This is a genomic window from Actinophytocola sp. (assembly GCF_035762905.1).
GTDB lineage: Bacteria > Actinomycetota > Actinomycetes > Mycobacteriales > Pseudonocardiaceae > DASYTH01.
The window spans coordinates 229,246-255,120 of sequence record NZ_DASUCC010000097.1 but is presented as its reverse complement, the minus strand read 5'-3'; the positions used below and the strand labels follow the sequence as shown (position 1 = coordinate 255,120).

Sequence of the window (25,875 nt, the reverse complement as noted above, 5' to 3'; positions counted from 1 at the left end):
AAAATTAGGGTAGCCTAACCCGCATGACGTCTCGTCCGCCGGCACCGTGCCCGGCCGAGCGCGCCCGCACCGTCGCCGCGCTCGGACCGGCCACCCTGCTGCGGTCCGGGGACAAGATCGCGCCGCTGCTGCACCACGTTCACCCGGACGGCACCGTGACCGTGCTGTTCGCCGAGGACCATCCCATCGTCGCGACCGCCGGGGACGAGTCTGCGGTGCTCGCCGAGATCGTCGACCTGGCGCCGGTGCCGCTGCGCGAGCCGGTCCGGGGCCTGCTCTGGGTCACCGGCTGGCTGCGCGTGCTGGACGGCGCGACCGCCCGCGACGTCGCCCTGATCGTCGCCGAGAGCCGGGCCGACCCTCGGCTGCTCGACCTCGGCCACGGCGCGGTACTGCTGCAGCTGGAGCCGGTCTCGCTGGTGCTGGCCGACGCCGAGGGGACCAACCCGGTGCCGCTCGCCGAGTTCACCGCGGCCACCCCGGACCCGTTCCACGGCCACGAGGCCGGGTGGCTGCGGCATCTGGAGCTGTCGCACACCGACGTGGTCGGGATGCTGGCCCGGCACCTGCCGGACCGGCTGCGCGGCGGACACATCCGTCCGCTCGGGTTGGACCGCTACGGCCTGCGGCTGCGGGTGGAGACCCTGCAGGCCGATCACGACGTGCGGTTGGCGTTCAGCCGCCCGATCGGCACCGAGGCGGAGCTGGCCGCCGAGCTGCGCCGGCTGGTCGGCTGCCCGTTCCTCGCCGCGACCCGCTAGGAATCGACGCAGAACGCGTCGACCGGCGTCTCGACGGCTCTGGCGATCGCGACGACCGTGAAGAAGGTCGGGGTGGGGATTCGGCCATGCTCGATCTTGCGCAGCGTCTCGACCGAGATGCCGGCCGCCGCCGCGACTTCGACCGCCGTGCGCTCCCCCCGCGCCGCGCGCAGCAGTTCACCGAGCCGGACACCGCGGGCCCGGTCGGCCTGGCTCAACGGTGGACGCACCATGGCGAGAATATTAATACCGTGATAGATATACCGGTCATGGTGGAGCTGAAGAACGACGCCGAGCTGGCGGTGATGCGGGAGGCCGGCCGCGTGGTGGCCACCGCACTGGCCGCGGTCCGGGAACACGCCGCGCCCGGGGTCTCCCTGCTCGAACTGGACGCGGTCGCCGCCGAGATGATCAGCCGGGCCGGCGCGACCTCGTCGTTCCTGAACTACCACCCGCACTTCGCGCCCACCCCGTTCCCCGGCGTGATCTGCACGTCGGTCAACGACGTGATCGTGCACGGCATCCCGGACGACTACCGGCTGCGCACCGGCGACCTGGTCAGCATCGACTGCGGCGCCTGCCTCGACGGGTTCCACGGCGACTCGGCGATCAGCTTCACGATCGGGCCGCCGACCGAGGCGGACGCCACCCTGATCGGCGACACCGCGGCCGCGCTGGCCGCCGGGGTCGCGGCGGCCACGCCCGGCGCGCGGCTCGGCGACGTGTCCCACGCGGTCGGCGAGGTCGGCCGGGCAGCCGGCTACGGCATCCCACAGGGCTTCGGCGGACACGGGGTCGGCCGGCGGATGCACGAGGACCCCTCGGTGCCCAACGAGGGCCGGCCCGGCCGCGGGCTGCCGCTGCGCCCCGGCCTGGTGATCGCGATCGAGCCGATGTTCATGGCCGGCGGCCGGGACCGGTTCGTCACCGGCCCGGACGGCTGGGCGCTGCGCACGGCGGACGGCAGCCGGGCCGCGCACGCCGAGCACACCGTCGCCGTCACCGAGGCCGGCCCGGTGGTGCTCACGGCCCCTTAGCCGTCGGCCAGTTCCGGCGGGAAGCCGCCGGTGGCGACCGGGCCCCAGCGCTGGATGGTGATCCGGATCAGCGACTTGCCCTGGGCGCGCATGGCCGCGCGGTACTCGTCCCAGTTCGGGTGCTCGCCGGAGATGACCCGGAAGTACTCGACCAGCGGCTCCACGGAGTCGGGCAGATCCAGGACCTCGGCGGTGCCGTCGACCTGGACCCAGGGGCCGTTCCAGTCGTCGGACAGGACGCAGACCGACACGGCTGGGTCGCGGCGCAGGTTGCGCACCTTGGCCCGCCGCGGATACGTGGCGATGACGATGCGGCCCGCGGTGTCCAGGCCGCAGGTCACCGGGGAGAGCTGGGCGCGCCCGTCGGCCCGGGTGGTCACCAGGATCGCGCGGTGGCGGGGGCGGATGAACTCGGCGAGCGCGGCCGCGTCGACGGCGTCGGCCGTGGCGATCTTTCGAGGCACCGACCGAGCGTACGGGTAGCGTGGCCGGGTGCGTGCCTGGTTGAGGCCGGAGCGTCCCGGCGAGCCGGAGCCGGTCACCGACCCGCGCGAACGCCGGGCGATCGTGATCGAGCTGGTGATCGTGTTCACGGTGACGCTCGGCCTGTCCGGTGCGCGCAGCCTGCTGTCCCTTGTGGACTCGCTGCTGAACCCGGTTCCGTTGAGCCGTCAGGCGGTCGCGCTGAACGTGCCGCAGGCCAACGCCGACCTGATCGACCTGTTCAAGCAGCTGCTGTCCGCCGCCCAGCTGTTCGCCTGGGGCGCACTCGGCCTGTACCTGTTGTGGCGCGGCGGAATCCGGCCGCGGCGCCTCGGGCTGGACCGGGACCGGCCGGGCCGGGATCTGCTCACCGGGGCCGGACTGGCCGCGCTGATCGGCATCCCGGGGCTGGCCCTGTACTTCCTCGCCTACCGGATGGGCGCCAACCTCGCCGTCCTTCCGTCCACCTTGGACGACACCTGGTGGCGACCGGTCGCGCTCTGCATCGCCGCGGCCGGCAACGCCTGGGCCGAGGAGATCCTCGTGGTCGGCTACCTGATCAGCCGGCTGCGCCAGCTCGGGTTCGGCGAGAACGGCTCGCTGCTGGTCTCGGCCGTGCTGCGCGGTTCCTACCACCTGTACCAGGGGTTCGGCGGGTTCGCCGGCAACCTGGTGATGGGTCTGGTGTTCGGCCGGGTCTGGCAGCGCACCAACCGGCTCTGGCCGCTGGTCATCGCGCACACGCTGCTGGACGTGGTGGCCTTCGTCGGCTACGCGCTGCTCCGCGGCCGGATCTCCTGGTTGCCCTGACCGGCGAGCACAATGGGGGTGATGGGCGACCTTGGCGAGTACCGCAGAAAACGCGACCCGAAGCGGACACCGGAACCGGTGCCCGGGCCGGACGTGCTGCCGACGGGCAACGACGACACCTTCGTGATCCAGGAGCACCACGCGCGCCGGCTGCACTGGGACGTCCGGCTGGAGCGCGGCGGGGTGCTGGTCTCCTGGGCGGTGCCCAAGGGGCTGCCGGCCGTCCCCGGCGACATCCGGCTCGCGGTGCACACCGAGGACCATCCGATGGAGTACGCCGCCTTCGAGGGCGACATCCCCAAGGGCGAGTACGGCGGCGGCCGGATGTTCATCTGGGACCGCGGCCGGTACGAGACGATCAAGTGGAGCGACCGCGAGGTCCAGGTGGTCCTCAACGGCGCGCGGATCAAGGGCCGGTACACGTTCTTCCGCAGCGGGCGGGCGGACAAGGACTGGATGGTCCGCCGGTCCGACCCGCCGCAGGAGCCGGACCGGGAACCGCTGCCCGAGGTGCTCGAACCGATGCTGGCCGTCGCCGGCACGCTGCCGCCGGCCGCGCAGGACGAGAACTGGGCCTACGAGTTCAAGTGGGACGGGGTGCGCGCGCTGGCCCGGGTGGAAGGCGGACGGCTGCGGCTGCACGCCCGCAAGGGCAACGACATCACCGCCCGCTACCCCGAGCTGCGGCTGCTCGGCGAGGAGTTGGGCAGCACCGAGGTCTGGCTGGACGGGGAGATCGTCGCGCTGGTGGACGGCCGGCCCAGCTTCTACGCCCTGCAGCACCGCATCCACGCCGACGGCGAGCGGGCCGTCCGCCGGGCCGCGGCCGACACCCCGATCACCTACCTGGTGTTCGACGTGCTGCACCTGGACGGCCGGTCCTGCCTCGAACTGCCCTACGCCGAGCGGCGCCGGTTGCTCGAAGGGCTTTCGCTTGCCGGACCGAACTGGCACACCTCGCCGAGCTACCCCGGCGAGGGCGCCGCCGTTGCCGAGGCGGCCAGGGAACAGCGACTGGAGGGTGTGATCGCGAAGCGGCTGACCTCGCGGTACCACCCGGGCCGGCGCTCGCCGGACTGGATCAAGATCGCCGAGATCCGGCCGGTCGAGGTGATCGTCGGCGGCTGGCGGCCGGGCGAGGGCCGCCGGGAGGACACGCTCGGCTCGCTGATGATCGGAATACCGACGGAGGACGGGCTGCGCTACGTCGGCCAGGTCGGCACCGGGTTCACCGACGAGGTGCTCCGCTCGCTGACCGCGAGCCTGCGCGCGCACGAGCGGAAGACCTCGCCGTTCGTCAACGAGGTGCCCCGGGACCGGGCCAAGGGCGCGCACTGGGTCGAGCCGACCATGGTCGGCGAGGTCGAGTTCCTGAACTGGACCTCGGACGGCCGGCTGCGGGCGCCGCGCTGGCGGGGCCTGCGCACCGACAAGGAGCCGCGCGACGTGGAGATCATGGAGTTGCCCGATGGACGGTGAGCACGTGCTGGTCGCCGTCGATGGCCGCCAGCTGCGACTGTCCAACCTGGACAAGGTGCTCTACCCGGAGTACGGGTTCAGCAAGGGCGAGGTGATCGACTACTACTCGCGGATCGCCCCCGTGCTGCTGCCGCACCTGGTGGACCGGCCGGTGACCCTGCGCCGCTACCCCAACGGCGTGGACGGCATGTCGTTCTACGAGAAGAACACCGCGCGGCACACGCCGGACTGGGTGCGCACGGTCACCGTGGACACGCCGGGCAGCAGCACCGGCCGGGACACGCTGGACTTCGCCATCGTCTGCGACCTGCCCACCCTGGTGTGGGCGGCCAATTTGGCCGCCCTGGAACTGCACATTCCACAGTGGACGGTGGACGCGGACGGCAACCGGCGCAACCCGGACCGGCTGGTGTTCGACCTGGATCCCGGGCCGCCGGCCACCATCGTGGAATGCGGCCGGGTGGCCGTGCTGCTGCGCGCGGCGCTGGCCGCCGACGGGCTCGAGGCGTACGCGAAAACCAGCGGCTCCAAGGGAATGCAGCTCTACTGCGCGGTCGGCACCGACGCGCCGGAGCAGACCTCGGACTACGCCAAGGAGTTGGCCGAACGGCTGGCCGGCGAGCACCCGGACCTGATCGTGGCGCGGATGGCCAAGAACCTCCGGCCCGGCAAGGTGTTCATCGACTGGAGCCAGAACAACCAGTACAAGACCACGGTGGCGCCGTACTCGCTGCGGGCCCGGCCCCGGCCGACCGTGTCCACCCCGGTCACCTGGGCCGAGGTCGAGGCCTGTGCGGCTCCGGAGGACCTGGTGTTCACCGCGGACGAGGTGCTGGACCGGGTGGCCGAGGACGGCGACCTGTTCGCCGGGCTGTGCGCGCCGAAACCGCCCCGGCTCACAGCGACAGCGGCGCGGCACCGAAGGCGACGTTGAACCGGTCGCACCAGATCACCGCGCTGCGCAGGCCGGCCAGGTCGGCGTCGGCCGGGATCGCGTAGTTCTGGTTTCCGCTGGTCGCCTTCATCTCGCCCAGCTTGACGTAGCGGCCGTCGTCGAAGCTGCCGTCCGGGCCGGCCGGTGCGGCCGCGCTCAGCCAGACGTGCACGTCCGGGCCGTCGGAGGTGGCGAAGTTCTCCAGGCGCAGCACCCGGGCGCCGTCCGGCAGCATGAGCACCCGGGCCACGCCGCTGGTCTCGTGCTCCTTGCTGACGAACTGGCCCTCGGCGAGCACCACCGGCTGCGCGGCCGGCTGCGGCTTCGGCGGCGCCTGGGGCACCTGGGCCTCGGCGGGCGGCGGCGCGGGAGCCTGCTGCTCCGGGGTGCTCGCCGCCGGGAGCGCCTCGTCCACCCGGCTGGACGTCACCGCCCGCCACGGCTCGAACAGCAGCAGGCCGACGACCAGGCCGATCAGGGCGATCGAAGCCACGACCCAGGTGACGGGACGACGCAGCAGACGGCGCATGGTTCCCTTCCTCTCGACGGCCGGACCTCCAGCTTGGCCGTGCCCGGTAGACACCCAATGATCCCCGGCTCAAGTGCGGGTGAGCCTTACCAGGTGGTTACGCTCGCCGGGTGACCGCACCGCGCGCCGACAGCGAGGTCGGGCCGCTGCGCACGGTGCTGCTGCACCGGCCCGGCCTCGAGCTCAAACGGCTGACCCCCCGCAACAACGACCAACTGTTGTTCGACTCGATTCCGTGGGTGGGCCGGGCCCAGGAGGAGCACGACGCGTTCGCCGCCGCGCTGCGCTCCCGGGAGGTCGAGGTGCTGCTGCTGGCCGAGACGCTGGTGGAGGCGCTGCGCGACGAGCGGGCGCACGCCGCGGCGGCCGGGACCGCGGTGGACCGGCTGCTGCTCGGCAACGAGCTGGCCGACGCGCTCGGCTCGCACCTGTCCACGTTGGACGCCCCGGCGCTGGCCACCGTGCTGATGGCCGGGATGACGTTCGAGGAGCTGCCGGCGGCCGAGGGCGCGTCGCTGGTGCGGCGGATGCACCACCCGCACGACTTCGCCGTCAGCCCGCTGCCGAACCTGCTGTTCACCCGGGACTCGTCGGTGTGGATCGGTGACCGGGTGGCGATCGCGTCGCTGGCCATGCCGGCCCGGCGCCGGGAGACCGTGCTGCTCGACCTGGTGTACGCCTACCACCCGCGGTTCCGCTCCGCCGGCCGTGCCTACGGCGCCCACTCCGCGCCGGTGGAAGGCGGCGACGTGCTCCTGCTAGGCCCCGGCGTGCTGGCCATCGGCGTCGGCGAGCGGACCACCCCGGCCGGCGCCGAGTCCCTGGCCCACTCCGTGTTCGCCGACGGCCTTGCGCACACCGTGCTGGCCGTGCCGATCGCCCAGGACCGCGCCACCATGCACCTGGACACGGTGTGCACGATGGTCGACCGCGACGCCGTGGTCATGTACCCGGCCATCGGCGACACCCTGGTCGCCTACCCCCTGCGGCCGGACGGCGCCGACGGCGTCAAGGTCGACGGCCCGGTCCCGTTCCTCTCCGCCGCCGCCACCGCCATGGGCATCGACCGCCTCCGGGTGATCGACACCGGCCTCGACCCGGTCACCGCCGAACGCGAACAATGGGACGACGGCAACAACACCCTCGCCGTCGGCCCCGGCGTCGTCGTCGCCTACGAACGCAACGTGGAGACCAACGCCCGCCTCGAAGACGCCGGCATCGAAGTCCTCCGCATCCCCGGCTCCGAACTGGGCACCGGCCGCGGCGGCCCCCGCTGCATGTCCTGCCCCATCACCCGCCTCCCCCTCTAACCGATCTCCAGCCACGCCCCGCCCCGTGCCGATGGGTGAGCGTGCACATGTTCGTCGACGAGTCGCGCCGAGGGAGCACATACCTGCTGGCCGGGTCGCGCTCGCTGATGCGCGACCTGCGGATGCCGGGAGAGCGGCGGATTCACTTCCAGGCCGAGCAGGACAGCCTGCGGCGCAAGGTTCTCGCCGCGCTGGTGGCGCACGACGTGCGGGCGCGGGTCTACCTGGGGAACCGGGCGGCCGGATCGGGTTCGGGCCGCCTGCCTGGACCGACTGGTCGGCGCCGCTGTGGATCTTGGGGTCGACCGCCTGGTGATCGAGTCGCGCGGATCCACCGACCGGATGGACCGGGCGACCATTTACCGGAGCCTCAGCCGGACCGGCGGAGAACGACTGACCTATGAGCACCTCTGCCCACACGAAGATCCGGCCCTGGCCATCGCCGACGCGGTCGCGTGGGCGTATGGCGCGGGCAATGATTGGCGCCGAAGAGGTGGGCCCGGTGGTGGACGCCGCGGTGGATCTTGGGCGGGTGCTGCGATAGCCCCCAACAATGCGCGAAGCCCGGGCGCTCGCCGTCCGACGAGATCCTGCCCGGGCTCACTTCCTCGGCCTAGCGGCCTCGGCTGGGTTCAGGGTACCGGAGTTTGGGGGGGTTGCCAGGTGGGGTTGAGGAGTTGGTAGAAGACCTCGTCGTCGAAGTGGGTGTCGGTGATGGGGAAGGCGTTGGGGTTGGTGCCGATGTGGGTGTAGCCGGCTTGGGTGGCGGCGTGGCGGGAGGCCGCGTTCGATGCGGCGGTGCTGATGGTGAGGCGGCGTTTGGCCAGGCCGCCCTCATTCAGGGGGAGGAAGGTCCAGGTGGACAGGGCGCGGAGGGCTTCGGTGAGGTAGCCGCGGCCGCGGGAGTCGGGGTGGATCGAGTAGCCGGGTTTGGCTTCGGTGGGGTCGAGGCCGCCGAGGTCGAAGAGCTGGATGTGGCCGACCAGGCGATCGGTGGTCCGGTCGGCGATGCACCAGTTGATCATCTGGCCGGCGGCCATCTGTTCGCGGGCGCGGGCGATCGAGGCGGCGCCGTCGCGTTGGCGCACGCCGGGGACGCGACCGCCGAAGTGGACGGTGCGGGTGTCGTGGTTCGTCTCGAAGAGCCGGTCGGCGTCGGTGTCGGCGAGCGGGCGCAGCCGGAGCCGGTCGGTTTCCAGGACCGGGGCGACCAGCCAGGTGCCCTTGGGCTCGCGGGTGTCGGTGGCGCGCAGGGAGGCGACCCAGGTGTCGCGGCGGATACCGTGCTGCGGCAGCAACTTCTCGACCCGGCCGTCGAAGCTGAAGCCGCACCGCCACACCGCCCGGCGGGATCCCCAGTTGCCGACGTAGGCGAACCAGATGACGACCTCGACGCCGCGCTCGGCGAAGCCCCAGTCGACCAGCAACGTGATGGCCCTGGTCACCACGCCGCGCCGGCGGGCGCCCGGGTGCACCGCGAAACCGATCTCGGCGATGCCGTCCGGGCGCGGGCGCAGGGTGACGCCGCCGGCGAACCGCCGCACCCCGTCGGCGTGCTCCGCCTCGATCGCGAACTCCAGGCCGGAGCCCTCCGCCCAGAACCGCGGCACCTGTCTGGTGATCCACTCGATCCCCTCGTCCACCCCGTACGGGCTGGGGATCGTCGTCCACGCCAGGGATTCCGGGTCGCTGCAGTGCTCGACGCACGGCTCGAGATCGTCCAGGGAGTACGGGCGCAGGGTCACTACGCCGTCGGTGAGGGTCGGGCAGTCGTCCGGGTAGGCCATGCCGCCTATGTTCGACACGGCCTACCCGGCGCGCAAACCGTTATGCCGGCCGCACCCCCGGCTGCCCGTCCAGCACCACGAACCGGTTGCGCACCGACAGACTCACCCGGGCCGGGTCCCGCTCCCGCACCGACGACACCTTCATGAAGTCGGCGGTGAGCTGACCGGCGGTCGCCGTGACCCGCACGTAGCCGCGGTGGTTGCCGACGTAGAACAGGTGTGGGTTGTTCGGCACCGTCGGCGGCGCGGTCTCGGTGGCGTCGCCGCCACTGGTGATCGACGTGGTCACCAGTTCGGTGCCGACCAGCGGCGAGCCGTGGTCGAAGTAGTTCAGGCGCAGGTTGTTCGCCCAGTGCCGGTGCACGTCGCCGGTCAGCACCACCGGGTTGCGCACCTGCCGGTCCACCCAGCCCTGGGTGATCCGCTGCCGGCTGGCCCGGTAGCCGTCCCAGGCGTCGGTGCTCACGTCGCAGGTCCCGGTGCCGCCGTCGGTGTCCCGCTGGGCGAAGAACACCTGCTGGCCGAGGAAGTCCCAGCGTGAGCCGCCGGCCGCGAACCCGTCAAGCAGCCACTGCTCCTGGGCGGCACCGGTCAGCGTGCGGTCCGTGCGGGTGATCTCCGCACAGTTGGCGGCCGGCGCCTGCTTCCACCGGTACTGTCGGGTGTCCATCATGTGGAAGCGGGCCAGCGTGCCCCAGGAAACCCTGCGGTAGAGCGGAATCGCGGAGTTGACCGGCTTCATCGCCTTGGGCAGCGGCATGTTCTCCCAGAACGCCTGGAACGACGCCTGCTTGCGGGCGGCCGGCGCGTCCGAGCTGACCCCCCACCAGTTGTTCTTCAGCTCGTGGTCGTCGAACACGGCCAGCCACGGCGCGACCGCGTGCGCGGCCCGGATGTCCGGGTCGGTGCGGATCTGGGCGTACCGCAGCCGATACTCGCCGAGCGCGTCCACCTCGTCGAAGTCGACGTACCAGCGCACCCGGTTGGCCGAGCCGGACTGCTTCTCGTACATGTAGTCGCCGAGGAACAGGATCAGATCCGGCGCGTCGGCGGCCATGAACCGGTGCGCGTGGTACCAGCCCTCCTCGAAGTGCTGGCAGGACGCGAACCCGAAGCGCAGCGCGGCCGGGGTGCTGCCCGGGGCCGGCGCGGTGCGGGTGCGGCCGACCGGCGAGAGGAACCCGTCGGCGCGGAACCGGTAGAAGAACTCGGCACCGGGTGCCAGCCCGCGCGGCTCGGCGTGCACGCTGTGCCCCTCGGCCGGGATCGCGGTCTCGGTGCCGGACGCGACGATGGTGCCGAACGCCTCGTCGGTGGCCACCTGCCACTCGACCGGAACGTTTCGGGTGCCCATCCCGCCACCGATGTCCAGCGGCGCGGTGGCCAGGCGGGTCCACAGCACCATGCCGTCCGGGCGCGGGTCGCCGGAGGCGATGCCGAGGCCGAACGGGTCGCGCACGGCGGCGGGCACCGGTCCGGCGCCGGCCAGCCTCGGCACGGCGACCGCGCCTGCGGCGAGGCCGGATACCAGGAACAGCCGACGACGATTGAGCTTGTTCATGCCGGGTCTCCTCAGGCGTAGTCGGTCAGCGCGGCGCCACAGGTGTTGATCAGGACTTCCTTGGGCCCGCCCTCGCCGAGGCAGACCCGGTAGGTGACCCAGGCGCCCTCGGGAAACTCGAGGTTGGCCGTGACGCTGGTGCCGTTGCCGCCCGAGTTCCAGATCATGTGCGGGCCGGAACCGTCCGGCAGCCAGTAGAGCGCCACCGCCGAGTGCCCGTCGGCCGACTGGTCGTACACGGTGAACACCTCGCCGTACGAGGCGAACGTGGCCCGGCCGGCACACCCGGCGTCCACGGTGCAGCGCGAGCTGTCCGCCTCGGCGGCCGAGGCTCCGGCCATGGTCAGGGCGCCGGCGATCCCGGCAACGAGCAGGGCCCTGCGTTTGACGCGCATCCGCTCCTCCTCCGACGTCGATGGTTGCTCATTTTCTTCTATCGGAAGGTCACGGTGGAAGAGCAACCAAGCCGGTATCGGTGCCGAACGGTATGTTGACCACCATGCTGAGCAAGTTCCACCAGGCACTACAGGACCAGGTGCGCAACGAGTTCACCGCGTCGCAGCAGTACGTTGCGCTGGCGGTCTGGTTCGACGGCCAGGATCTCCCCCGCCTCGCCGCGCACTTCTACCGGCAGGCGCTCGAGGAGCGCAACCACGCGATGATGATCGTCCAGTACCTGCTGGACAACGACATCCAGGCGACGATCCCCGGCACGCCCGAGGTGCGCAACACCTTCAAGGACCCGGCCGAGTTGATCGAACTGGCGCTGAGCCAGGAGCGTGCGGTCACCGAGGAGGTGATCGGCCTGGCCAAGACCGCCCGGGACGAGGACGACTACAAGGGCGAGCAGTTCATGCAGTGGTTCCTCCGCGAGCAGGTCGAGGAGGTGGCCCAGATGACCACCCTGCTCAACGTGGTACGACGGGCCGAGGGCTCCGCCGGCAACCTGTTCGACGTGGAGAACTACCTGGCCAGGGAGTCGGTCGGCGACTCGGGCGACGAGCCGGGGGCGCCGCGCGCGGCCGGCGGAAGGGTCTAGGCGCGCTCAGCGGATGGTGATCTGGCGGCCGATCAGGCCGTCCCGGGCCCGGCGTTCGTCCGCGGTCAACGGCTCACTGTCCACTGAGGACAACGCGGACTCCAGCCGGGTGCCGAGTTCGGCGGCCGGATCGACCCACTCGCGCGCGTGTGACTCCGGGTCGAGGTCCCAGACCGGAACCAGCAGGCCGTGCGCGCGGAACGAGCCGGCGTACCGGGCGCCCTCGCCAAGGGTCAGCTCGCCACGGGCGGCCAGCCGGGCCATGGCCGGCAGCAGCCGCTCCTCCGGCTCCGGGCGGACCCAGCGCAGATGCGCCTTCTCTCCCGCGTTCACCCAGTAGGCGGCCGGGCCGATCCGCTCGGTCGGCATGATCGCGCTGTTGGCCCGCTCAAGGGACAGCGCGATCTCGCCGGTCGGCTCGGTGCCCGGCGGCATCCACCAGCCGAAGTCGGTGTGCAGCTCGGGTTCCACCGCCGCGTCCGGCACCAGCACGTCCTGCAGTCGCTCCGGCCCGCCGGCCGCCGGGTCGGTCTCGACCACCGGCAGCACCTCGCCGGGTTCGGCGGCCAGCGCCCAGGTGATCGCCCTGGCCACATCCCGGCTCACGTCGCCGGACCGGGTCTGCACCTGCATTCCGACCAGCGCGGTGCCGTCCGCCCGGACCACCGCGGCCGCGGCCATCGGCAACACGGTGGCCAGCGACAACGGCCGCTCGGTCGGCTCGGCCAGGCGGAGCGCTGCCAGCGCGGACGGGACGAACTCGCGCAGCGCCACCAGCTCGCACTCCCCGGCCAGGCCCTCGAACGGCCGGGCCACCGGGACCTCCACCGGCCCGCCGCTCGCGCCGTGGCAGGCCTTGTACCGCTTGCCGGAGCCGCACGGGCAGGGCTGGCGCGGGTTGATGCCGTCCGGGGCCGGCTTGCGGTGCTTGACGGCGGATCGCTTGGACAAGGTCGGCTCCTAGTCGGGCGGGTTCGTCGCGACGTTACCGCCTTCGCCGCCGGCCAGGATGGCACGGGTGGCGGCCGGCGCGTTGGTGGCCAGGAACCGCACGCCGAGTTGCTGGCAGAGCCGGATGTCCTCGGGCGTGTCCACGGTCCAGCAGTAGGTGTCCCGGCCGCGCCGGGCACAGCGGGCCACGTAGTCCGGGTCGGCGCGGAGCACCCGGATGCCCGGACCGGCGTAGTCGGCGAACGGCGGCAGCCAGCCGTCCCGGTAGGGCATCGGCAGGAAGCTCAGCAGCAGCACGGTCGGCAGGGCGGGCGCGTAGTCGTGCAGTCGGCGCACCGCCCGGACCGAGAACGACATCACCGCGATCGGCGAGTCCACTTTGGACTTCGGGGTGGCCAGCCCGAACCGGCTCAGCAGCGCCACCAGCTTCGCCTCGACCAGACCGCCGTAGCGCACCGGATGCTTGGTCTCCACGAACAGCCGGGTGCCGGTGTCGGCGACCAGGCCGAGCAGCGCCTCCAGGGTGAGCACGCCGTTGCCGGACGGCGGGCCGGGCGTGTGCCAGCTCTCGTAGTCCAGTTCGGACATTCGTTCCAGGGTCAGCGCGCTCACCGCGCCGCGACCGGTGGAGGTGCGGTCCACCCGCCGGTCGTGCACGCACACCAGGTGCCCGTCCCTGGTCAGCCGCACGTCGCACTCCAGTGCGTCGGCGCCCTGCTCCAGGGCCAGGGTGTAGGCGGCCAGGGTGTGCTCGGCGCGGTGCGTGGAGGCGCCGCGATGCGCAACGACGGCTGGTTGCACGGCCGCGATCATCGCACGCGCCGCATAAAGTCTCGCGACGTGAGCGCGCAATTCGATCCGGCCGACCCGGAGTTCATCGCCGACCCCTATCCGGTGTTCGCCAAGCTGCGGGCGGCGGCGCCGGTGCACCGGCACGACGGGCTCGGGATGCTCGTCGCCGTGTCCCACGCGGCCTGCTCGGAGGTGCTGCGGCAGCGCACCCTCGGCCGGATCTGGACCGACGCCACGCCGGCCGAGGCGTTCACCGCGTTCAACCTGCTGCACCGCAACTCGTTGCTGGAGAGCGAGCCGCCCCGGCACACCCAATTACGCCGGCTGATCTCGGCCGCGTTCGCCCGCGGGCACACCGAACGGCTGCGGCCCTGGGTGGGGGCGCTGGCCGAGCGCATGGTGGACACGCTGGCCGCGCGGATCGCCGAGGACGGTTCCGCCGACCTGCTCGAGCACCTGGCCGCCCCGTTGCCCATCGAGGTGATCGGCGAGCTGCTCGGGGTGCCGGACGCCGACCGGCCGCGGCTGCAGCCGTGGTCCAACGCGATCGTGAAGATGTACGAGTACGGCCGCGCGCCGGAGTTGGCCGCCGCGGCCGAGCGGGCGGCCGCCGAGTTCGTCGGCTACCTGCGCGAGCTGGCCGCCCGGCGGGCCGAGGACCCCGGCGACGACCTGGTCACCGACCTGGTGACGGTGCGCGACGGCGGCGAGGCGCTGACCGGCGACGAACTGGTCGGCACCGCCGTGCTGCTGCTGATGGCCGGACACGAGGCGACGGTGAACGTGGTCGGCAACGGGATGTTCGCCCTGCTCACCCACCATGACCAGTGGGAGCGGCTGGTCGCCGACCCGGGCCTGGTGCCGCTCGCGGTCGAGGAGCTGATCCGGTTCGACGCGCCGCTGCAACTGTTCGAGCGGACCGCGACCGCGGACACCACCGTCGCCGGCACCGTGGTCCCGGCCGGGACGAAGGTCGCCGCGCTGCTCGGCGCCGCGGCCAGGGACCCGGAGGTGTTCGCCGACCCGGACGTGCTGGACGTCGGCCGCACACCCAACCCGCACCTCGGCTTCGGTGCCGGCATCCACTACTGCGTCGGCGCTCCCCTGGCCCGGGTGGAGATCGCCGCCGCGCTGACCGCCCTGATCACCCGGCTCCCAGACCTGCGCCTGGCCGCCGAACCACGGCGCCGCAGCGAGTTCGTCATCCGCGGCCTGCACGAACTGCGGGTGTGTTGATCACCTCGACCAGAACCGCCGGGGTTCGAACCGATGCCGCAGCCACCGGCGTGCCGCGTCGGTCAGTTCGTCGCGGTGTGGCGCCGGATCTGTGCGCCGCTTGTACGCCCAGATTCCCGAGACCGCCACGGCGAACGCCAGCAACGCCTCATTGCTGGTGTTCACCCAGCTCGGCACCGTCGCCGCCCACGATTCCGCGTCGGCGCACCCGTGGCCGGCATGGATCAGTCGGGGAACCAGGAACGCCACATCGATCCACGCCGGCCCCCGGCAGGCCCACGCCCAGTCCACCAGCCACACCCGGTCACCGATCAGGAAGTTCAGTGGGGACATGTCGGTGTGCAGCAGATCATCACCGGCCACCAGATCGGGAGCGGCCGCTTCCAGATCGATCAGCCGGGCCTGGTGCTGTCGCGCCCATGGGTCGAGCGACCCGGGGAACTGCTCGGCGACCCGCGCCCAGCCGGGCAGCCCGGCCCACCGGACCGACAGCCGGCGGGTGAGTTCGTGCGAACAAGCTGATGGCCGGAGGCCGGCGCCGCAGAGGCCGGCCTCCGGCCATCAGTCGTTTCAGCGGTTGTCGTCCGTCAACGAGCGGAGCCTGGGGGGCGGCCGGGGCGCAGTGGGGGGTCCGGGGCGCCGTCCACGCGGATCACCCGGAGCAGGCGTACGGAGGCGGGGTCGACCGGGGCGAGCAGCACGGTCAGCCGCCGCACCACCCGCGCGGTCAGTACCGCGACGGTGGCCGCGGCCAGGTAGGCGGCGGTGTTCAGCAGCACGCCGTCGGCCTGGGCCTGCACGCCGCCGCGCAGCCGCCACAGCAGTGTTGCCGCGAACAGCAGGCCGCTGGCCGCCCAGACCAGCCACCAGGCCAGCACCAGGCCGCTCGGCCGCGGCCGCTCGGTCACCGGGCGGCGCAGCACCGCGTGCTCCAGTTCGGCCAGCACCGCGCCCGGCACCACCAGGTTGATCCCGGGGACCAGCAGGCCGAGCACGACCTGCCAACCGGGCCGGGACGGCTCCTGGCCGGCCAGGTCGGCGGCCACCGCCCGGGCCTGCAGCACCCACCACACCGTCAGAAACGCGCCCACCAGCGTGAACGCGATGGTCAGCACCGCGCTGGCGATCACCAGCGCGTCCGAGGCGCTCACCACACCCCGGCCGAGCGCCTGGTCGCGGCTGCGCACCAGCAGCACGTACCGCCACACCTCGCCACCGGCGGCCAGCAGGGCCGCGGCGGTCAGCATCCACAGCACCGTGCCGGACTGGCGGGCGAGCGAGCGGACCGACTCGACCGTGGCCGGCGGCCGCATCCTGGTCCCGGGCACCGACGTCGGCCAGCGCCAGGACAGCGCGGGGAAGCCCCAGCGCGGCGGCGAGGCATAGACCGGCGGCCCGGTGTACCGGGCGCGGCGGCGCGGCGGCGCGGCGGGCAGCGCACCCGGCGGCGGGGTCGCCACCCACTGCGGCGGGGCGAACGGATAGCGCTCCACCGGCCTAGATGACCTCTGGTTCGGTGCCCGGCGGGTCGCTGACCATCGGCCGGCCGGCGGCGTGCCAGGACTTCATGCCGCCGTCGACGTTGGTCGCCTCCCAGCCGTTGGCGTTGAGGTAGGCGGTGGCCCGGGCGGACCGTCCGCCGCTGCGGCAGACCACGTACACGTTGCCGTCCGCGGGCAGCTCGTCGAGCCGGGCGGCCAAGTCGCCCATCGGGATGTGCAGGGCGTCCGGCGCGTGCCCGGCGGCCCACTCGTCCGGCTCACGCACGTCGAGCACGGTCGCGCCGTCCGGCAGCTGATCGACGGACACGCTGGGAACCTGTTGCGGCATCACGCCCCGATGCTGCCACGCGACCCGGTACGGCGCGCGTGAAAGGGGTCCGCACCCCGAACGGGCGCGGACCCCTTCCGAACCGAGCTCATGCGGCGAGCTCATGCACCGAGCTAATGCACGACGGCCTTCTCGGCACCGGCGCCGGTCAGCGCACGGACCTCCATCTCGGCGTACTTGGCGTCGTCCTTCTCCTTGGACAGCACGGTGCCGAGCCAGCCGAGGAAGAACGCCACCGGGATGGACACGATGCCCGGGTTGGCCAGCGGGAAGACGTCGAAGTCGGCGCCCTTGATCATCGACGTGGGCCGCCCCGACACGGCCGGCGACAGAATGATCAGTCCGATGCAGACGATCAGACCGCCGTAGATGCTCCACAGCGCGCCCTGGGTGTTGAACCGCTTCCAGAACAGCGAGTAGAGGATCGTCGGCAGGTTCGCCGAGGCCGCCACGGCGAACGCGAGCGCGACCAGGAACGCGATGTTCTGGCCGAGCGCGACGATGCCGCCGCCGATGGCCAGCGCGCCGATCACGAACGCGGTGATCCGGGCGACCTTCACCTCCTGCACCTTGTCGTCCGCCTCGCCCTTCTTGATCACGTTGGCGTAGATGTCGTGCGCGAACGACGCCGACGCGGTGATCGTGAGCCCGGCGACCACGGCCAGGATCGTGGCGAACGCCACCGCCGCGATCAGGCCGAGCAGCAGCGTGCCGCCCAGCTCGAAGGCGAGCAGCGGGGCCGCCGAGTTCTGCCCGCCGGGTGCCGCGGCGATCGTCTCCGAGCCCACCAGGGCGCCGGCGCCGTAGCCGAGCACCAGGGTGAACAGGTAGAAGATGCCGATCAGCGCGATGGCCCAGATCACCGAGCGGCGCGCGTCCTTGGCGGTCGGCACGGTGTAGAACCGCATCAGGATGTGCGGCAGGCCCGCGGTGCCCAGCACCAGGGCCAGGGCCAGCGAGATGAAGTCCAGCTTCGAGGTCGCCGTCGCGCCGTACTGCAGGCCAGGGCCGAGGATGGCCTCGCCCTTCGGGTGGTTCGCCACCGCGTCGCCGAGCAGGCTGGACAGGTTGAACCCGTGCTGGGCGAGCACCCAGATGGTCATCGCCAGCGCGCCGGAGATCAGCAGGGTGGCCTTGATGATCTGGACCCAGGTGGTGCCGCGCATGCCGCCGATCACCACGTAGGTGATCATGATGAGGCCGACCACGCCGATCACCAGGGCCTGCCCACCCTTGCCGGTCACGCCGAGCAGCAGCGCGACCAGGCCGCCGGCACCGGCCATCTGGGCAAGCAGGTAGAAGAACGACACGGCCAGCGTGGACACCGACGCGGCGGCCCGCACCGGACGCTGCCGCATCCGGAACGCCAGCACGTCGCCCATGGTGTAGCGGCCGGTGTTCCGCAGCAGTTCGGCGACCAGCAGCAGGGCGACCAGCCAGGCCACCAGGAAGCCGATCGAGAACAGGAACCCGTCGTAGCCGAACACCGCGATGGCACCGGCGATGCCAAGGAACGACGCGGCGGACAGGTAGTCGCCGGAGATGGCGATGCCGTTCTGGGCACCGGTGAAGGCGTGGCCCGCGGCGTAGTAGTCGGACGCCGTCTTGGTGCTCCGGCTGGCCCGGAACACGATCACCAGGGTGATCGCCACGAAGACGGCGAAGATGCCGATGTTCAGGAGCGGTTCGGCCTCGGCCTCGGTCTGCGCCAGCACACCGGCGTCAGCCAGCGCGATCATGCTCACTTGGCGTCTCCCTCGATCTCGTGGCGGATCTTGTCGGCGATCGGGTCAAGGTTCCGGTTGGCGTGCCTGGCGTACAGCCAGGTGATCAGGAACGTGGACGCGAACTGCAGCAGCCCCAGGATCAGCCCGATGTTGATGTTGCCCCACACCTTGGTCGACATGAAGTCGTGGGCGTAGTCGGACAACAGCACGTACAGCAGGTACCAACTGAGGAAGGCCACCGTCATCGGGAAGACGAAGGTGCGCAGCCGCCGCCGTAAAACGATGAAGTCGGCGCTCTGGTCGATCGCCTCCCAGTCCGGGCTCGGGCCCGACCTGGTCTCTTCGGTTGTGCTCACGAGAACCTCCCGTAAGGCATGGACATTGGCCACACGCTAGGAAGGCCTCCGGGCTGCGGAAATCGTCAGCGGACCAGTCGCCCGGTGATGCGACGAACGGTTGACGAACGGTCCGCTGGCCGGGTCGAGTGGCGAAGATCACGCAATGGCAACGGCCCGGCGCTGGTCGGCTGGTCCTCGTTGAGGTGCAGCCGGAGCATCGCGGTGGCCGCCCAGGCCGGCGGCCGTCCGCGCAGCGACACGGCGATCATGGTCAGGAACGCCAGCGGAACCGTCCACGGCGCCGGCTGTGCGACCAGGATCGCCACCCAGCCGGACAGCGGCGGCCCGAACAGCGTCACCGTGATCGCCCCGGCCGAGCCGAGCAGCCCCGCGAGCACCCCGGCCAGCGCCCCGGCCACGGTCAGCCGGGCCCACCAGATCCCCAGCACCAGCAGCGGGCAGAAGGTGGACGCCGCCACGGTGAACCCCCAGGTGACCAGCACCCCGGCGTCCAGCCGGATGGCCATCAGGGCGAGCAGCACGACCGCGGCCGCCGCGCCGAACACGGTGATCCGCAGCCGGCTCAGCCCGCCGGGCAGCAGGTCGTAGGAGATCGCCCCGGAGACCACCAGCAGCAGGCCGAGCGAGGTGGCCAGGAACGCGGCGAACGCGCCCGCGGTGAGCAGCCCGGTGAACGCCGTGCCGGCAACGCCGGTGTCGACCTGGGCGGGCAGCGCCACCACCGCCGTGTCGGTGGCACCGGACAGGTACAGGTGCGGCACCAGGACCCGGCCGAGCACCCCGTAGATCCCGGGAAACAGGTAGAACATGCTGAGCAGGCCGACGGTCAGCGCCGCGGTGCGCCGCGCGGCCCGGCCGTCCGGGCTGGTGTGGAACCGCATCAGCACGTGCGGCAGACCCATGGTGCCGAGCATCAGCGAGATCAGCAGCGCCCAGGTGCCGAGCAGCGGGTAGCCGGCGTTCTGCAGGTCCAGCAGCGGCCGCTGCCAGCTGGCCCCGCCGGGCAGCGGCTCACCGCGCACCTCGGGGACCGCCGCGCCGGCCGGGAACACCACCCGGGTGCCGGCGGCGACCTGCCACGGTCCCGGCTCGAGCAGGCGCACCCCGTCGTCGGTGCGCACGATGGTCGACTCGGTCAGGTCCATGGTCACCCCGACCCGGAACGTCACCGGGGTGTCCCGGCCGAACCGGGTGAACTCCACCGGGTGCACCGCCTCGCCGCGCACCGCCGGGCCGACCGAGACCAGCAGCCACACCGCCGGCACGATGAACAGCACCAGCTTGAGCACGAACTGGAAGGCCTGCACGTAGGTGGCCGCGCGCATGCCGCCGAGCGCGAGCGTGATCGCCACCCCGGCGCCGGCGATCACCACGCCGACCCAGTACGGGGTACCGCTGACCACGCTGAGCACCAGGCCGGAGGTGCGGAACTGGGGCACCAGGTAGAGCGCGCCGATCACCAGGATCACCACGGCGGACACCCGGCGCAGCACCGGGGAGGCCAGCCGCGCCTCGGCGAAGTCCGGCACGGTCAGCGCCCCCGACCGGCGCATCGGCGCGGCGACCAGCACCAGCATCGCGATGTAGCCGGCGGTGAACCCGACCGGGTACCACAGCGCGCCGACGCCGTCCTTGACTACCAGCCCGGCCACGCCGAGGAACGAGGCGGCGGACAGGTACTCGCCGGACACCGCTGCGGAGTTGAGCAGCGGTGAGACCCGGCGGGAGGCCACCAGGAAGTCCGAGGTGGTGCGCATGGCGGCCACCCCGCGCAACCCGATCAGCAGCGTCACCAGCACCACCGGCGCGACGGCGAAGGCGAAGATCACCGCTCGTCCTCGACCCGTTCGGCCCGGCGCAGCTGCCAGCGGGCCAGCAGGACCAGGGCCGGGTACGGCAGCACGGCCAGGGCGAGCCAGGACACCGGGATCCCGGCCAGCCGGAGCTGGTCCAGCCCGGGGAACAGCCGGAACACCAGCGGCAGGCCCAGCATCCCGGCGAACAGCAGCACCAGCGGGGCCACCGCGAGCCGGCGCTGCGCCTGGAAGATGACCACCGCCCGGTCGGCGTCCCTCGGCTCGAGGGTGGGCAACCGCCAGCGGCCGCGCAACCGTCCCCGGGCGTGCGCGTGCCGGGTCTGCGGGCTCATCACCGCCACCCGGCGCGTCGGAGACATCAGCCCCGCCCGGTCCGGTCGAGCTGGCCGTTCCGGGCCGCGTGCAGCAGCTGTTCGCGCAGGTCCCGGGCGTGCCGGCGGCTGACCGGCACGTCGCCGAGGTCGGTGTGCGCGAGCAGCCCGCCGACCGCGTCGCTGCGCAGCTCGCGCACCGCGCCGAGGGCGACCAGGAAGCTGCGGTGCACCCGGACGAAGCCGGCGGCCTCCCAGTACTCCTCCAGCCGGGAGATCGGCATCCGGACCAGGTGCACGCCGGTCTTGGTGTACAGCCGGACGTAGTCGCCGTGCGCCTCGACGTAGTGCACCTCGTTGCGCCGCACGTACCGGGTGCGGCCGGCGCTCTCCACCGGCAGCGCGGCCATCGCGTCCGGCAGCGCGGCCGGGGTGTCCACGGGCTCCGGGTCCTTGGTCCGCAGCACCCGCAGCACCCGGGTCAGCGCGTCGGCCAGCCGCTCGGCCCGGACCGGCTTGAGCAGGTAGTCGACCGCGCCCACCCCGTAGGCGGCCACGGCGTGCTTGTCGTAGGCGGTGACGAACACGATCACCGGCGGGTCGGACAGCCGGGCCAGCAGCGCGGCCAGCTCGAGGCCGTCCAGGCCCGGCATGGCCACGTCCAGGAACACCGCGTCGAACCGGTCGCTCTGGATCATGCGCAGCGCGGTGATCGGGTCGGCGGCGCCGGCCACCTCGACCACCTCGGCGGCGTCGTGCAGCAGCGCACACAGCTCGTCGAGGGCCGCCGGCACGTCGTCCACGGCGAGCACCCGCAGGCCACCGGTCACGCCACCACCTCGCAAGCTCGGTGCCGGCGTTGGACCGGTGATTCGCTCGCAAGCTCGCTCATCCGGGCATCACCCCCGGCTGGAACCGGGGGATGCGCACCACGACCCGGGTGCCGGACCCCACGTTGGTCTCCACGACCAACCCGAACCACGGTCCGTAGACGTGCCGCAGCCGGCGGTCGACGTTGGCCAGCCCCAGGCCGTCCGATCCACCCCGGCCGGCCAGGATGCCCTCGGCCAGCGCCGGGTCCATGCCCACCCCGTCGTCCTCCACGCTGATCACGCAGTCGTTGCCCTCGGCCTCGCCGCGCACCTGGACCAGCCCGGCGCCGGCGCGCGGCTCGATGCCGTGCCGCACCGCGTTCTCCACCAGCGGCTGGAGCACCAGGTAGGGCAGGGCCACGGCGAGTACCTCGGGCGCCACCCGGACCTGCACCCGCAGCCGTTCACCGAGCACCGCGCGCTGCAGCGCCAGGTAGGTCTCGATGGCGTGGAACTCATCGGCCACGGTGGTGTACTCGCCGTGTTTGGCCAGGCTGTAACGGATGTAGTCGGCGAAGTCGAGCATCAGCTCGCGGGCCCGGTCCGGCTCGGAGCGCACCTGGGCGGCGATCACGGTGAGCGCGTTGTAGACGAAGTGCGGGGAGATCTCGGCCCGCAGCGCCCGCAGCTCGGCCAGGGCGGCCTGCTCGGCGGAGGCCTCCAGCCGGCCCCGCTCGAGCGCCTCGACCACCCAGTCGGCCACCTCGCGGACCTCGGCCCGGCGCGCCGCGCCGTGCACCACCAGCACCCCGACCAGCTCGTCCTGCACGTGCAGCGGCAGCGCGAGGATCGGCGCGCGGCCGGCCCGGTTCTCGGTCCGCAGCACCTGGTCGACCAGCGCGTCCGCCCCGTCCGGGGGTGGCGTGCCGGCCCAGACCGGCACGCCGGACAGGTCGGCGAGGCCGATGCCGGCCACGTCGAGCAGCCGGCGCACCCCGCGCGCGGCGGCACGCACCCCTGGCCCGGTGAGGCCGTCCCGGAGCTCGGCCGCGACGTGCCGGGCCGCCCGCAAGGTCGACGCCATCGAACGCTCCATCATCGGAGGCGGACTGCTACGCAGAGTGGTCCTGCTCGGTTCACGCACTTCGTAGCGAACCCTAGGTGGGTGGCGGACAATCCGAAAGCTCTCTCAAGGCTCACTGACGGTGGCGCCCCTGGGCCAACCGCGCCCGCTCCTCGGCGGTCCCGAACCGGGCGACGTCCCGGTCCCGGATGAACCCGAGCCGGTCCGGGGCGTGCATCCGCAGCCGGATCCGGTTCACGTCGGTCGGCAGGGTCCGCTGGGTGGCCTTGCTGACCAGGATCACGGTCAGGAAGGCGACCGGAACGGTCACGATGGCCGGCTGGGACAGCAGCGCCCAGGCCCAGTTGCCGGTGTAGTTGCTGATCGTGTTCACCACCAGCGCGCCGAGCACGAGCGCGCCGCCCACCAGGATCCCGGCGGCGGCGCCCACCCAGGTCAGCCTGCGCCACCAGATGCCGAGCAGCAGCACCGGGCAGAAGGTGGACGCGGCCAGGGCGAAGGACATGCCCACGGTCAGCGAGATGTCGGTCGGCCGCAGCACGATGGACAGCAACAGCGGCACGCCACCGGCGATCGCGGTGGCGTACCGGAAGTCCGCGACCCGGCCGCGGAGCATGTCCGTGGACAGCACCCCGGCCACGCTGACCACCAGGCCGGACGAGGTGGACAGGAACGCGGCGAACGCGCCGGCCGCGGTCACCGCGCCGAGGATCTCGCCGAGCACCCCGGGCGCGATCTTGGTGGGCAGCGCCAGCACGGCCAGGTCGGTCCGCCCGGTGACCAGCAGCTCCGGCACGTACAGCCGGGACAGCGCCCCGATCAGCACCGGGAACAGGTAGAACAGCGACAGCAGCAGCAGCACGTGCAGCGTGGTGCGCCGGGCCGCCCGGCCGTCCGGGTTGGTGTAGAAGCGCACCAGCACGTGCGGCAGCCCCATGGTGCCCAGGAACGTGGCCAGGATCAGCGAGTAGGTCAGGAACATGTCCGAGGTGCCGGCCACCGGACGCAGCCAGCTCTCGTTGTCCGCGGGCGCGCCGACCACCACCGGAACCGAGGAGCCCTCGAAGAAGTTCAGCGTGGTGCCGGCGTCGACCGAGTACTCGCCGGGCTCCCACAGCACGCTGCTGTGCACCTCCCGGCCGCCCACCGTGCCGTTGGCGGTCAGCGTGGTGCGCTCCTTGACCTGCAGCACCACCGGGGTCTGCACGTCGATCGCGGTGGCCTCGGTGAACGTCGGCGGCACCGGCTCGGTCAGCCCGCGCATCGAGCCGTGCAGGCCGCCCTCGCCGAAGAACAGCGCGCACATGACGAAGGTGGGCACGGCGATGGCGAACAGCTTGAGCCAGTACTGAAAAGCCTGTACCACGGTGATCGCCCGCATCCCGCCGCCGAACACGTTGACCATGACCACGGCGGCGACCAGCAGCGAGCCGATCCAGGTCGGGAACGGCAGGATCCGGGCCACGGTGAGCCCGGCACCCTGCAACTGCGGAACCAGGTAGAGGATCCCGATGAACACCACGAACGCCGTGGCCAGCCCGCGCAGTGCCGACGAGCCGAGCCGGGCCTCGCAGAAGTCCGGCAGCGTGTACGCCCCGGAGCGGCGCAGCGGCGCGGCCACGAACACCATCAGGGCCAGGTAGCCGGCGGTGAACCCGATCGGATACCACAGCGCGTCCGCCCCGTCCTTGAGCACCAGCCCGGCCACGCCGAGGAACGATGCGGCGGACAGGTACTCGCCGGACACCGCGGCGGCGTTGCGGCTGGACCGCACCGTGCGCCGGGCGACCAGGAAGTCCGGGGTGGTGCTGGCCAGGCGGGACGACCGGAAACCGATATAGAACGTCACGAACGCCACCAGCATGACGCCGACGACGGCCCACAGGTTCAGTTCCACGCCTCGACCCAAACGTCCATCCGGTGCGGAGTTGTTCCGTGCACCCTACTTCTCGACCATGTCGACGAAGTCACGTTCGTTCCGCTCGGCGATCATGTTGAACCAGTACCCGATCCCGAACAGCAGCGGGAACGGCACGATGCCGAGGATCAGCCAGGGCAGCCGGACGCCGACGACCTCAATCTGGGACAGCTGCGGCACGAAGTGGAACAGGGCCGGCAGGCAGGCCAGCGCCAGGACCCCGGGCAGCCATAACTTGATCGCCGCCTTGAGCTGGATCCGGATGAACTGGCGGACCAACTCCTCGCCGTAGCTGGTCTGCTCCTCCAGCTCGACCACGGTGCGCAGCACGGTCACCGGGGCCCGGGAGTCGGCAAGCACCACCCGCTTGCGCCGCGGCTTGGTGGGCGACTCGTCGCCGGGCAGTTCCGGCCCGGCCGGCTGCCGGCTCATGAGGATCCCCCGGGTAACCCGTCGCTCACATGGCACCCCGGCGCGTGATCCGGTCCTTCAGCTCGCGGGTGTGCCGGCGGCTGACCGGCAGCGTGCGCTCGCCGTTGCCGATGATCACGTGGTAGCCGTTGCCGCCCAGCTGCAGCTCGGTGATCAGCGAGACCGGCACCAGGTACGAACGGTGGATGCGGACGAAACCGGCCTTCTCCCAGCGCTCCTCCAGCTGCGCAAGCGGGATGCGGACCAGGTGCGAGCCCTCCGAGGTGAACAGCCGGGCGTAGTCGCCCTGCGCCTCCACCCAGCGCACCGACGAGCGCGGGATCAGCTTGGTGGTGCCGGCCAGCTCCACCGGGATCACCTCGTCGTCGCTCGGCTCGACGGCCGACGGCGACTCGCCGGTCAGGCCGTCGCCGCGCAGCTTGGACAGCACCCGCTGGATCGCCCGGTCCATCCGGGACTGGTCGCACGGCTTGGGGATGAAGTCCACCGCGCCCAGCTCGAACGCCTCCACCGCCTGCTCGCCCTCGCCGTGCCCGGTCACGAAGATCAGCACCGGGGACGGCTTGAACCCGGTCAGCACCTTGGCCATCTCCATGCCGGTCAGCCCGGGCATCTTCAGGTCGGAGAACACCGCGTCCACGATCGGCCGGCCGGAGTCGCGGCGCGCGGCCAGCTCATGGTCGTCGCCGGACAGGATGCGCAGCGCGCCGGTGGCGTCGAAGGCCTGGATCACCCGCCGCACGAAGCGGTTGTTGTTCAACCGCTCGGCGAGCGCCTCCATGCCGTCCTTTTCGTCGTCCACGGCGAGGACGACGAGACCGGGGGGGTTGGATGCGGTACTCACAGTAGGTCGAATCCTGCCGATCGAACCCCGCG

The 25,875-nt window shown here is 72.2% G+C and carries 28 protein-coding genes; 8 read left to right on the top strand and 20 right to left on the bottom strand.

The genetic code is table 11. The features are described 5' to 3' along the window. The first annotated feature begins 23 nt into the window (after nt 1-23). Entirely contained in the window at nt 24-761 is a 738-nt protein-coding gene (locus tag VFV67_RS21520) for a DUF2470 domain-containing protein (RefSeq protein ID WP_326472377.1), read from the top strand. On the opposite strand, the gene VFV67_RS21515 is transcribed toward VFV67_RS21520, so the two are convergent. Then, nucleotides 758-994 carry a helix-turn-helix transcriptional regulator gene (locus VFV67_RS21515; protein ID WP_326472376.1) on the bottom strand — a complete coding sequence of 79 codons (237 nt, stop codon included), beginning with the start codon at nt 992-994 and terminating at the stop codon, nt 758-760. The genes VFV67_RS21520 and VFV67_RS21515 overlap by 4 nt on opposite strands. A 36-nt stretch (nt 995-1,030) precedes the next feature. Here VFV67_RS21515 and map point away from each other — a divergent pair, with 36 nt between their 5' ends. Next, the gene (gene map, locus VFV67_RS21510; RefSeq protein WP_326472464.1) at nt 1,031-1,798 is read left to right on the top strand and encodes a type I methionyl aminopeptidase; all 768 of its coding nucleotides are present in this window, start codon (nt 1,031-1,033) and stop codon (nt 1,796-1,798) included. Here map and VFV67_RS21505 read toward each other — a convergent pair. Then, nucleotides 1,795-2,262 carry a PPOX class F420-dependent oxidoreductase gene (locus VFV67_RS21505; RefSeq protein ID WP_326472375.1) on the bottom strand — a complete coding sequence of 156 codons (468 nt, stop codon included), beginning with the start codon at nt 2,260-2,262 and terminating at the stop codon, nt 1,795-1,797. The two genes, map and VFV67_RS21505, sit on opposite strands and share 4 nt — an antisense overlap. 28 nt (nt 2,263-2,290) lie before the next feature. Here VFV67_RS21505 and VFV67_RS21500 point away from each other — a divergent pair, with 28 nt between their 5' ends. The 3 genes from VFV67_RS21500 to ligD (VFV67_RS21490) are packed head-to-tail and all read left to right on the top strand — an operon-like array spanning nt 2,291 to nt 5,504. Beyond that, entirely contained in the window at nt 2,291-3,091 is an 801-nt protein-coding gene (locus VFV67_RS21500) for a CPBP family intramembrane glutamic endopeptidase (RefSeq protein ID WP_326472374.1), read from the top strand. Nucleotides 3,092-3,112: 21 nt separating this feature from the next. Continuing rightward, nucleotides 3,113-4,570, top strand: a complete 1,458-nt coding sequence (ligD, locus tag VFV67_RS21495) for a non-homologous end-joining DNA ligase (protein ID WP_326472373.1) — start codon at nt 3,113-3,115, stop codon at nt 4,568-4,570. After that, complete coding sequence (ligD, locus tag VFV67_RS21490; RefSeq protein ID WP_326472372.1) at nt 4,560-5,504, top strand: non-homologous end-joining DNA ligase; 945 nt, start codon at nt 4,560-4,562, stop codon at nt 5,502-5,504. Before ligD (VFV67_RS21495) ends, ligD (VFV67_RS21490) begins: the two co-directional genes overlap by 11 nt. On the opposite strand, the gene VFV67_RS21485 is transcribed toward ligD (VFV67_RS21490), so the two are convergent. After that, entirely contained in the window at nt 5,467-6,033 is a 567-nt protein-coding gene (locus tag VFV67_RS21485) for a DM13 domain-containing protein (RefSeq protein ID WP_326472371.1), read from the bottom strand. The two genes, ligD (VFV67_RS21490) and VFV67_RS21485, sit on opposite strands and share 38 nt — an antisense overlap. Before the next feature lie 110 nt (nt 6,034-6,143). On the opposite strand from VFV67_RS21485, the gene VFV67_RS21480 reads away from it, so the two are divergent. Next, complete coding sequence (locus tag VFV67_RS21480; RefSeq protein WP_326472370.1) at nt 6,144-7,343, top strand: arginine deiminase; 1,200 nt, start codon at nt 6,144-6,146, stop codon at nt 7,341-7,343. Nucleotides 7,344-7,975: 632 nt separating this feature from the next. Here VFV67_RS21480 and VFV67_RS21475 read toward each other — a convergent pair. Genes VFV67_RS21475 through VFV67_RS21465 form a run of 3 tightly spaced genes read right to left on the bottom strand, consistent with a single transcriptional unit; the run spans nt 7,976 to nt 11,086 of the window. Further along, nucleotides 7,976-9,130, bottom strand: coding sequence for a GNAT family N-acetyltransferase (locus VFV67_RS21475; RefSeq protein ID WP_326472369.1), 1,155 nt, complete (start codon nt 9,128-9,130; stop codon nt 7,976-7,978). Between the two features lie 40 nt (nt 9,131-9,170). Then, nucleotides 9,171-10,691 carry an alkaline phosphatase D family protein gene (locus VFV67_RS21470; RefSeq protein ID WP_326472368.1) on the bottom strand — a complete coding sequence of 507 codons (1,521 nt, stop codon included), beginning with the start codon at nt 10,689-10,691 and terminating at the stop codon, nt 9,171-9,173. Between the two features lie 11 nt (nt 10,692-10,702). Continuing rightward, nucleotides 10,703-11,086 carry a hypothetical protein gene (locus tag VFV67_RS21465; protein ID WP_326472367.1) on the bottom strand — a complete coding sequence of 128 codons (384 nt, stop codon included), beginning with the start codon at nt 11,084-11,086 and terminating at the stop codon, nt 10,703-10,705. Between the two features lie 104 nt (nt 11,087-11,190). On the opposite strand from VFV67_RS21465, the gene VFV67_RS21460 reads away from it, so the two are divergent. Continuing rightward, entirely contained in the window at nt 11,191-11,730 is a 540-nt protein-coding gene (locus VFV67_RS21460) for a ferritin (RefSeq protein WP_326472366.1), read from the top strand. Between the two features lie 6 nt (nt 11,731-11,736). Here VFV67_RS21460 and VFV67_RS21455 read toward each other — a convergent pair whose 3' ends face one another. Together VFV67_RS21455 and VFV67_RS21450 are read right to left on the bottom strand one after the other, a co-directional pair. After that, entirely contained in the window at nt 11,737-12,681 is a 945-nt protein-coding gene (locus tag VFV67_RS21455; RefSeq protein WP_326472365.1) for a DUF5926 family protein, read from the bottom strand. A 9-nt stretch (nt 12,682-12,690) separates the two neighbouring features. Beyond that, nucleotides 12,691-13,482 carry a glycerophosphodiester phosphodiesterase family protein gene (locus VFV67_RS21450; RefSeq protein ID WP_326472364.1) on the bottom strand — a complete coding sequence of 264 codons (792 nt, stop codon included), beginning with the start codon at nt 13,480-13,482 and terminating at the stop codon, nt 12,691-12,693. A 39-nt stretch (nt 13,483-13,521) separates the two neighbouring features. Between VFV67_RS21450 and VFV67_RS21445 the strand changes: the two genes are divergently transcribed. Next, entirely contained in the window at nt 13,522-14,709 is a 1,188-nt protein-coding gene (locus tag VFV67_RS21445) for a cytochrome P450 (protein WP_326472363.1), read from the top strand. Here the strand turns inward: VFV67_RS21445 and VFV67_RS21440 are convergent, their stop codons facing one another. The 12 genes from VFV67_RS21440 to VFV67_RS21385 all read right to left on the bottom strand — a co-directional run bounded on the left by VFV67_RS21440 (nt 14,710) and on the right by VFV67_RS21385 (nt 25,843). Beyond that, nucleotides 14,710-15,072, bottom strand: a complete 363-nt coding sequence (locus VFV67_RS21440; RefSeq protein ID WP_326472362.1) for a hypothetical protein — start codon at nt 15,070-15,072, stop codon at nt 14,710-14,712. It abuts the gene before it with no gap. Between the two features lie 224 nt (nt 15,073-15,296). After that, nucleotides 15,297-16,202, bottom strand: a complete 906-nt coding sequence (locus VFV67_RS21435) for a DUF4328 domain-containing protein (RefSeq protein ID WP_326472361.1) — start codon at nt 16,200-16,202, stop codon at nt 15,297-15,299. A 4-nt stretch (nt 16,203-16,206) separates the two neighbouring features. After that, on the bottom strand, nt 16,207-16,539 hold the full coding sequence (locus tag VFV67_RS21430; protein WP_326472463.1) for a rhodanese-like domain-containing protein: 333 nt from the start codon (nt 16,537-16,539) through the stop codon (nt 16,207-16,209). A 113-nt stretch (nt 16,540-16,652) separates the two neighbouring features. Next, on the bottom strand, nt 16,653-18,278 hold the full coding sequence (locus VFV67_RS21425) for a cation acetate symporter (RefSeq protein WP_326472462.1): 1,626 nt from the start codon (nt 18,276-18,278) through the stop codon (nt 16,653-16,655). A 2-nt stretch (nt 18,279-18,280) separates the two neighbouring features. Further along, nucleotides 18,281-18,622: a DUF485 domain-containing protein gene (locus tag VFV67_RS21420; protein ID WP_326472360.1), complete on the bottom strand. Its 342-nt coding sequence runs from the start codon at nt 18,620-18,622 to the stop codon at nt 18,281-18,283. A gap of 65 nt (nt 18,623-18,687) precedes the next feature. Further along, on the bottom strand, nt 18,688-20,454 hold the full coding sequence (locus tag VFV67_RS21415; RefSeq protein ID WP_326472359.1) for a cation acetate symporter: 1,767 nt from the start codon (nt 20,452-20,454) through the stop codon (nt 18,688-18,690). Then, nucleotides 20,451-20,801: a hypothetical protein gene (locus VFV67_RS21410; protein ID WP_326472358.1), complete on the bottom strand. Its 351-nt coding sequence runs from the start codon at nt 20,799-20,801 to the stop codon at nt 20,451-20,453. The genes VFV67_RS21415 and VFV67_RS21410 overlap by 4 nt, the downstream gene beginning before the upstream one ends. Beyond that, the gene (locus VFV67_RS21405; RefSeq protein WP_326472357.1) at nt 20,801-21,583 is read right to left on the bottom strand and encodes a LytTR family DNA-binding domain-containing protein; all 783 of its coding nucleotides are present in this window, start codon (nt 21,581-21,583) and stop codon (nt 20,801-20,803) included. The genes VFV67_RS21410 and VFV67_RS21405 overlap by 1 nt, the downstream gene beginning before the upstream one ends. Nucleotides 21,584-21,641: 58 nt before the next feature. Next, nucleotides 21,642-22,649: a sensor histidine kinase gene (locus VFV67_RS21400; protein WP_326472356.1), complete on the bottom strand. Its 1,008-nt coding sequence runs from the start codon at nt 22,647-22,649 to the stop codon at nt 21,642-21,644. Between the two features lie 112 nt (nt 22,650-22,761). Then, nucleotides 22,762-24,546, bottom strand: coding sequence for a cation acetate symporter (locus VFV67_RS21395; protein ID WP_326472355.1), 1,785 nt, complete (start codon nt 24,544-24,546; stop codon nt 22,762-22,764). 45 nt (nt 24,547-24,591) lie between these two features. After that, nucleotides 24,592-24,999 (bottom strand): hypothetical protein, encoded by a 408-nt coding sequence (locus tag VFV67_RS21390; RefSeq protein ID WP_326472354.1) that lies wholly within the window; start codon nt 24,997-24,999, stop codon nt 24,592-24,594. A 25-nt stretch (nt 25,000-25,024) separates the two neighbouring features. Continuing rightward, nucleotides 25,025-25,843 carry a LytR/AlgR family response regulator transcription factor gene (locus tag VFV67_RS21385; RefSeq protein ID WP_326472353.1) on the bottom strand — a complete coding sequence of 273 codons (819 nt, stop codon included), beginning with the start codon at nt 25,841-25,843 and terminating at the stop codon, nt 25,025-25,027. Nucleotides 25,844-25,875: the final 32 nt, after the last annotated feature.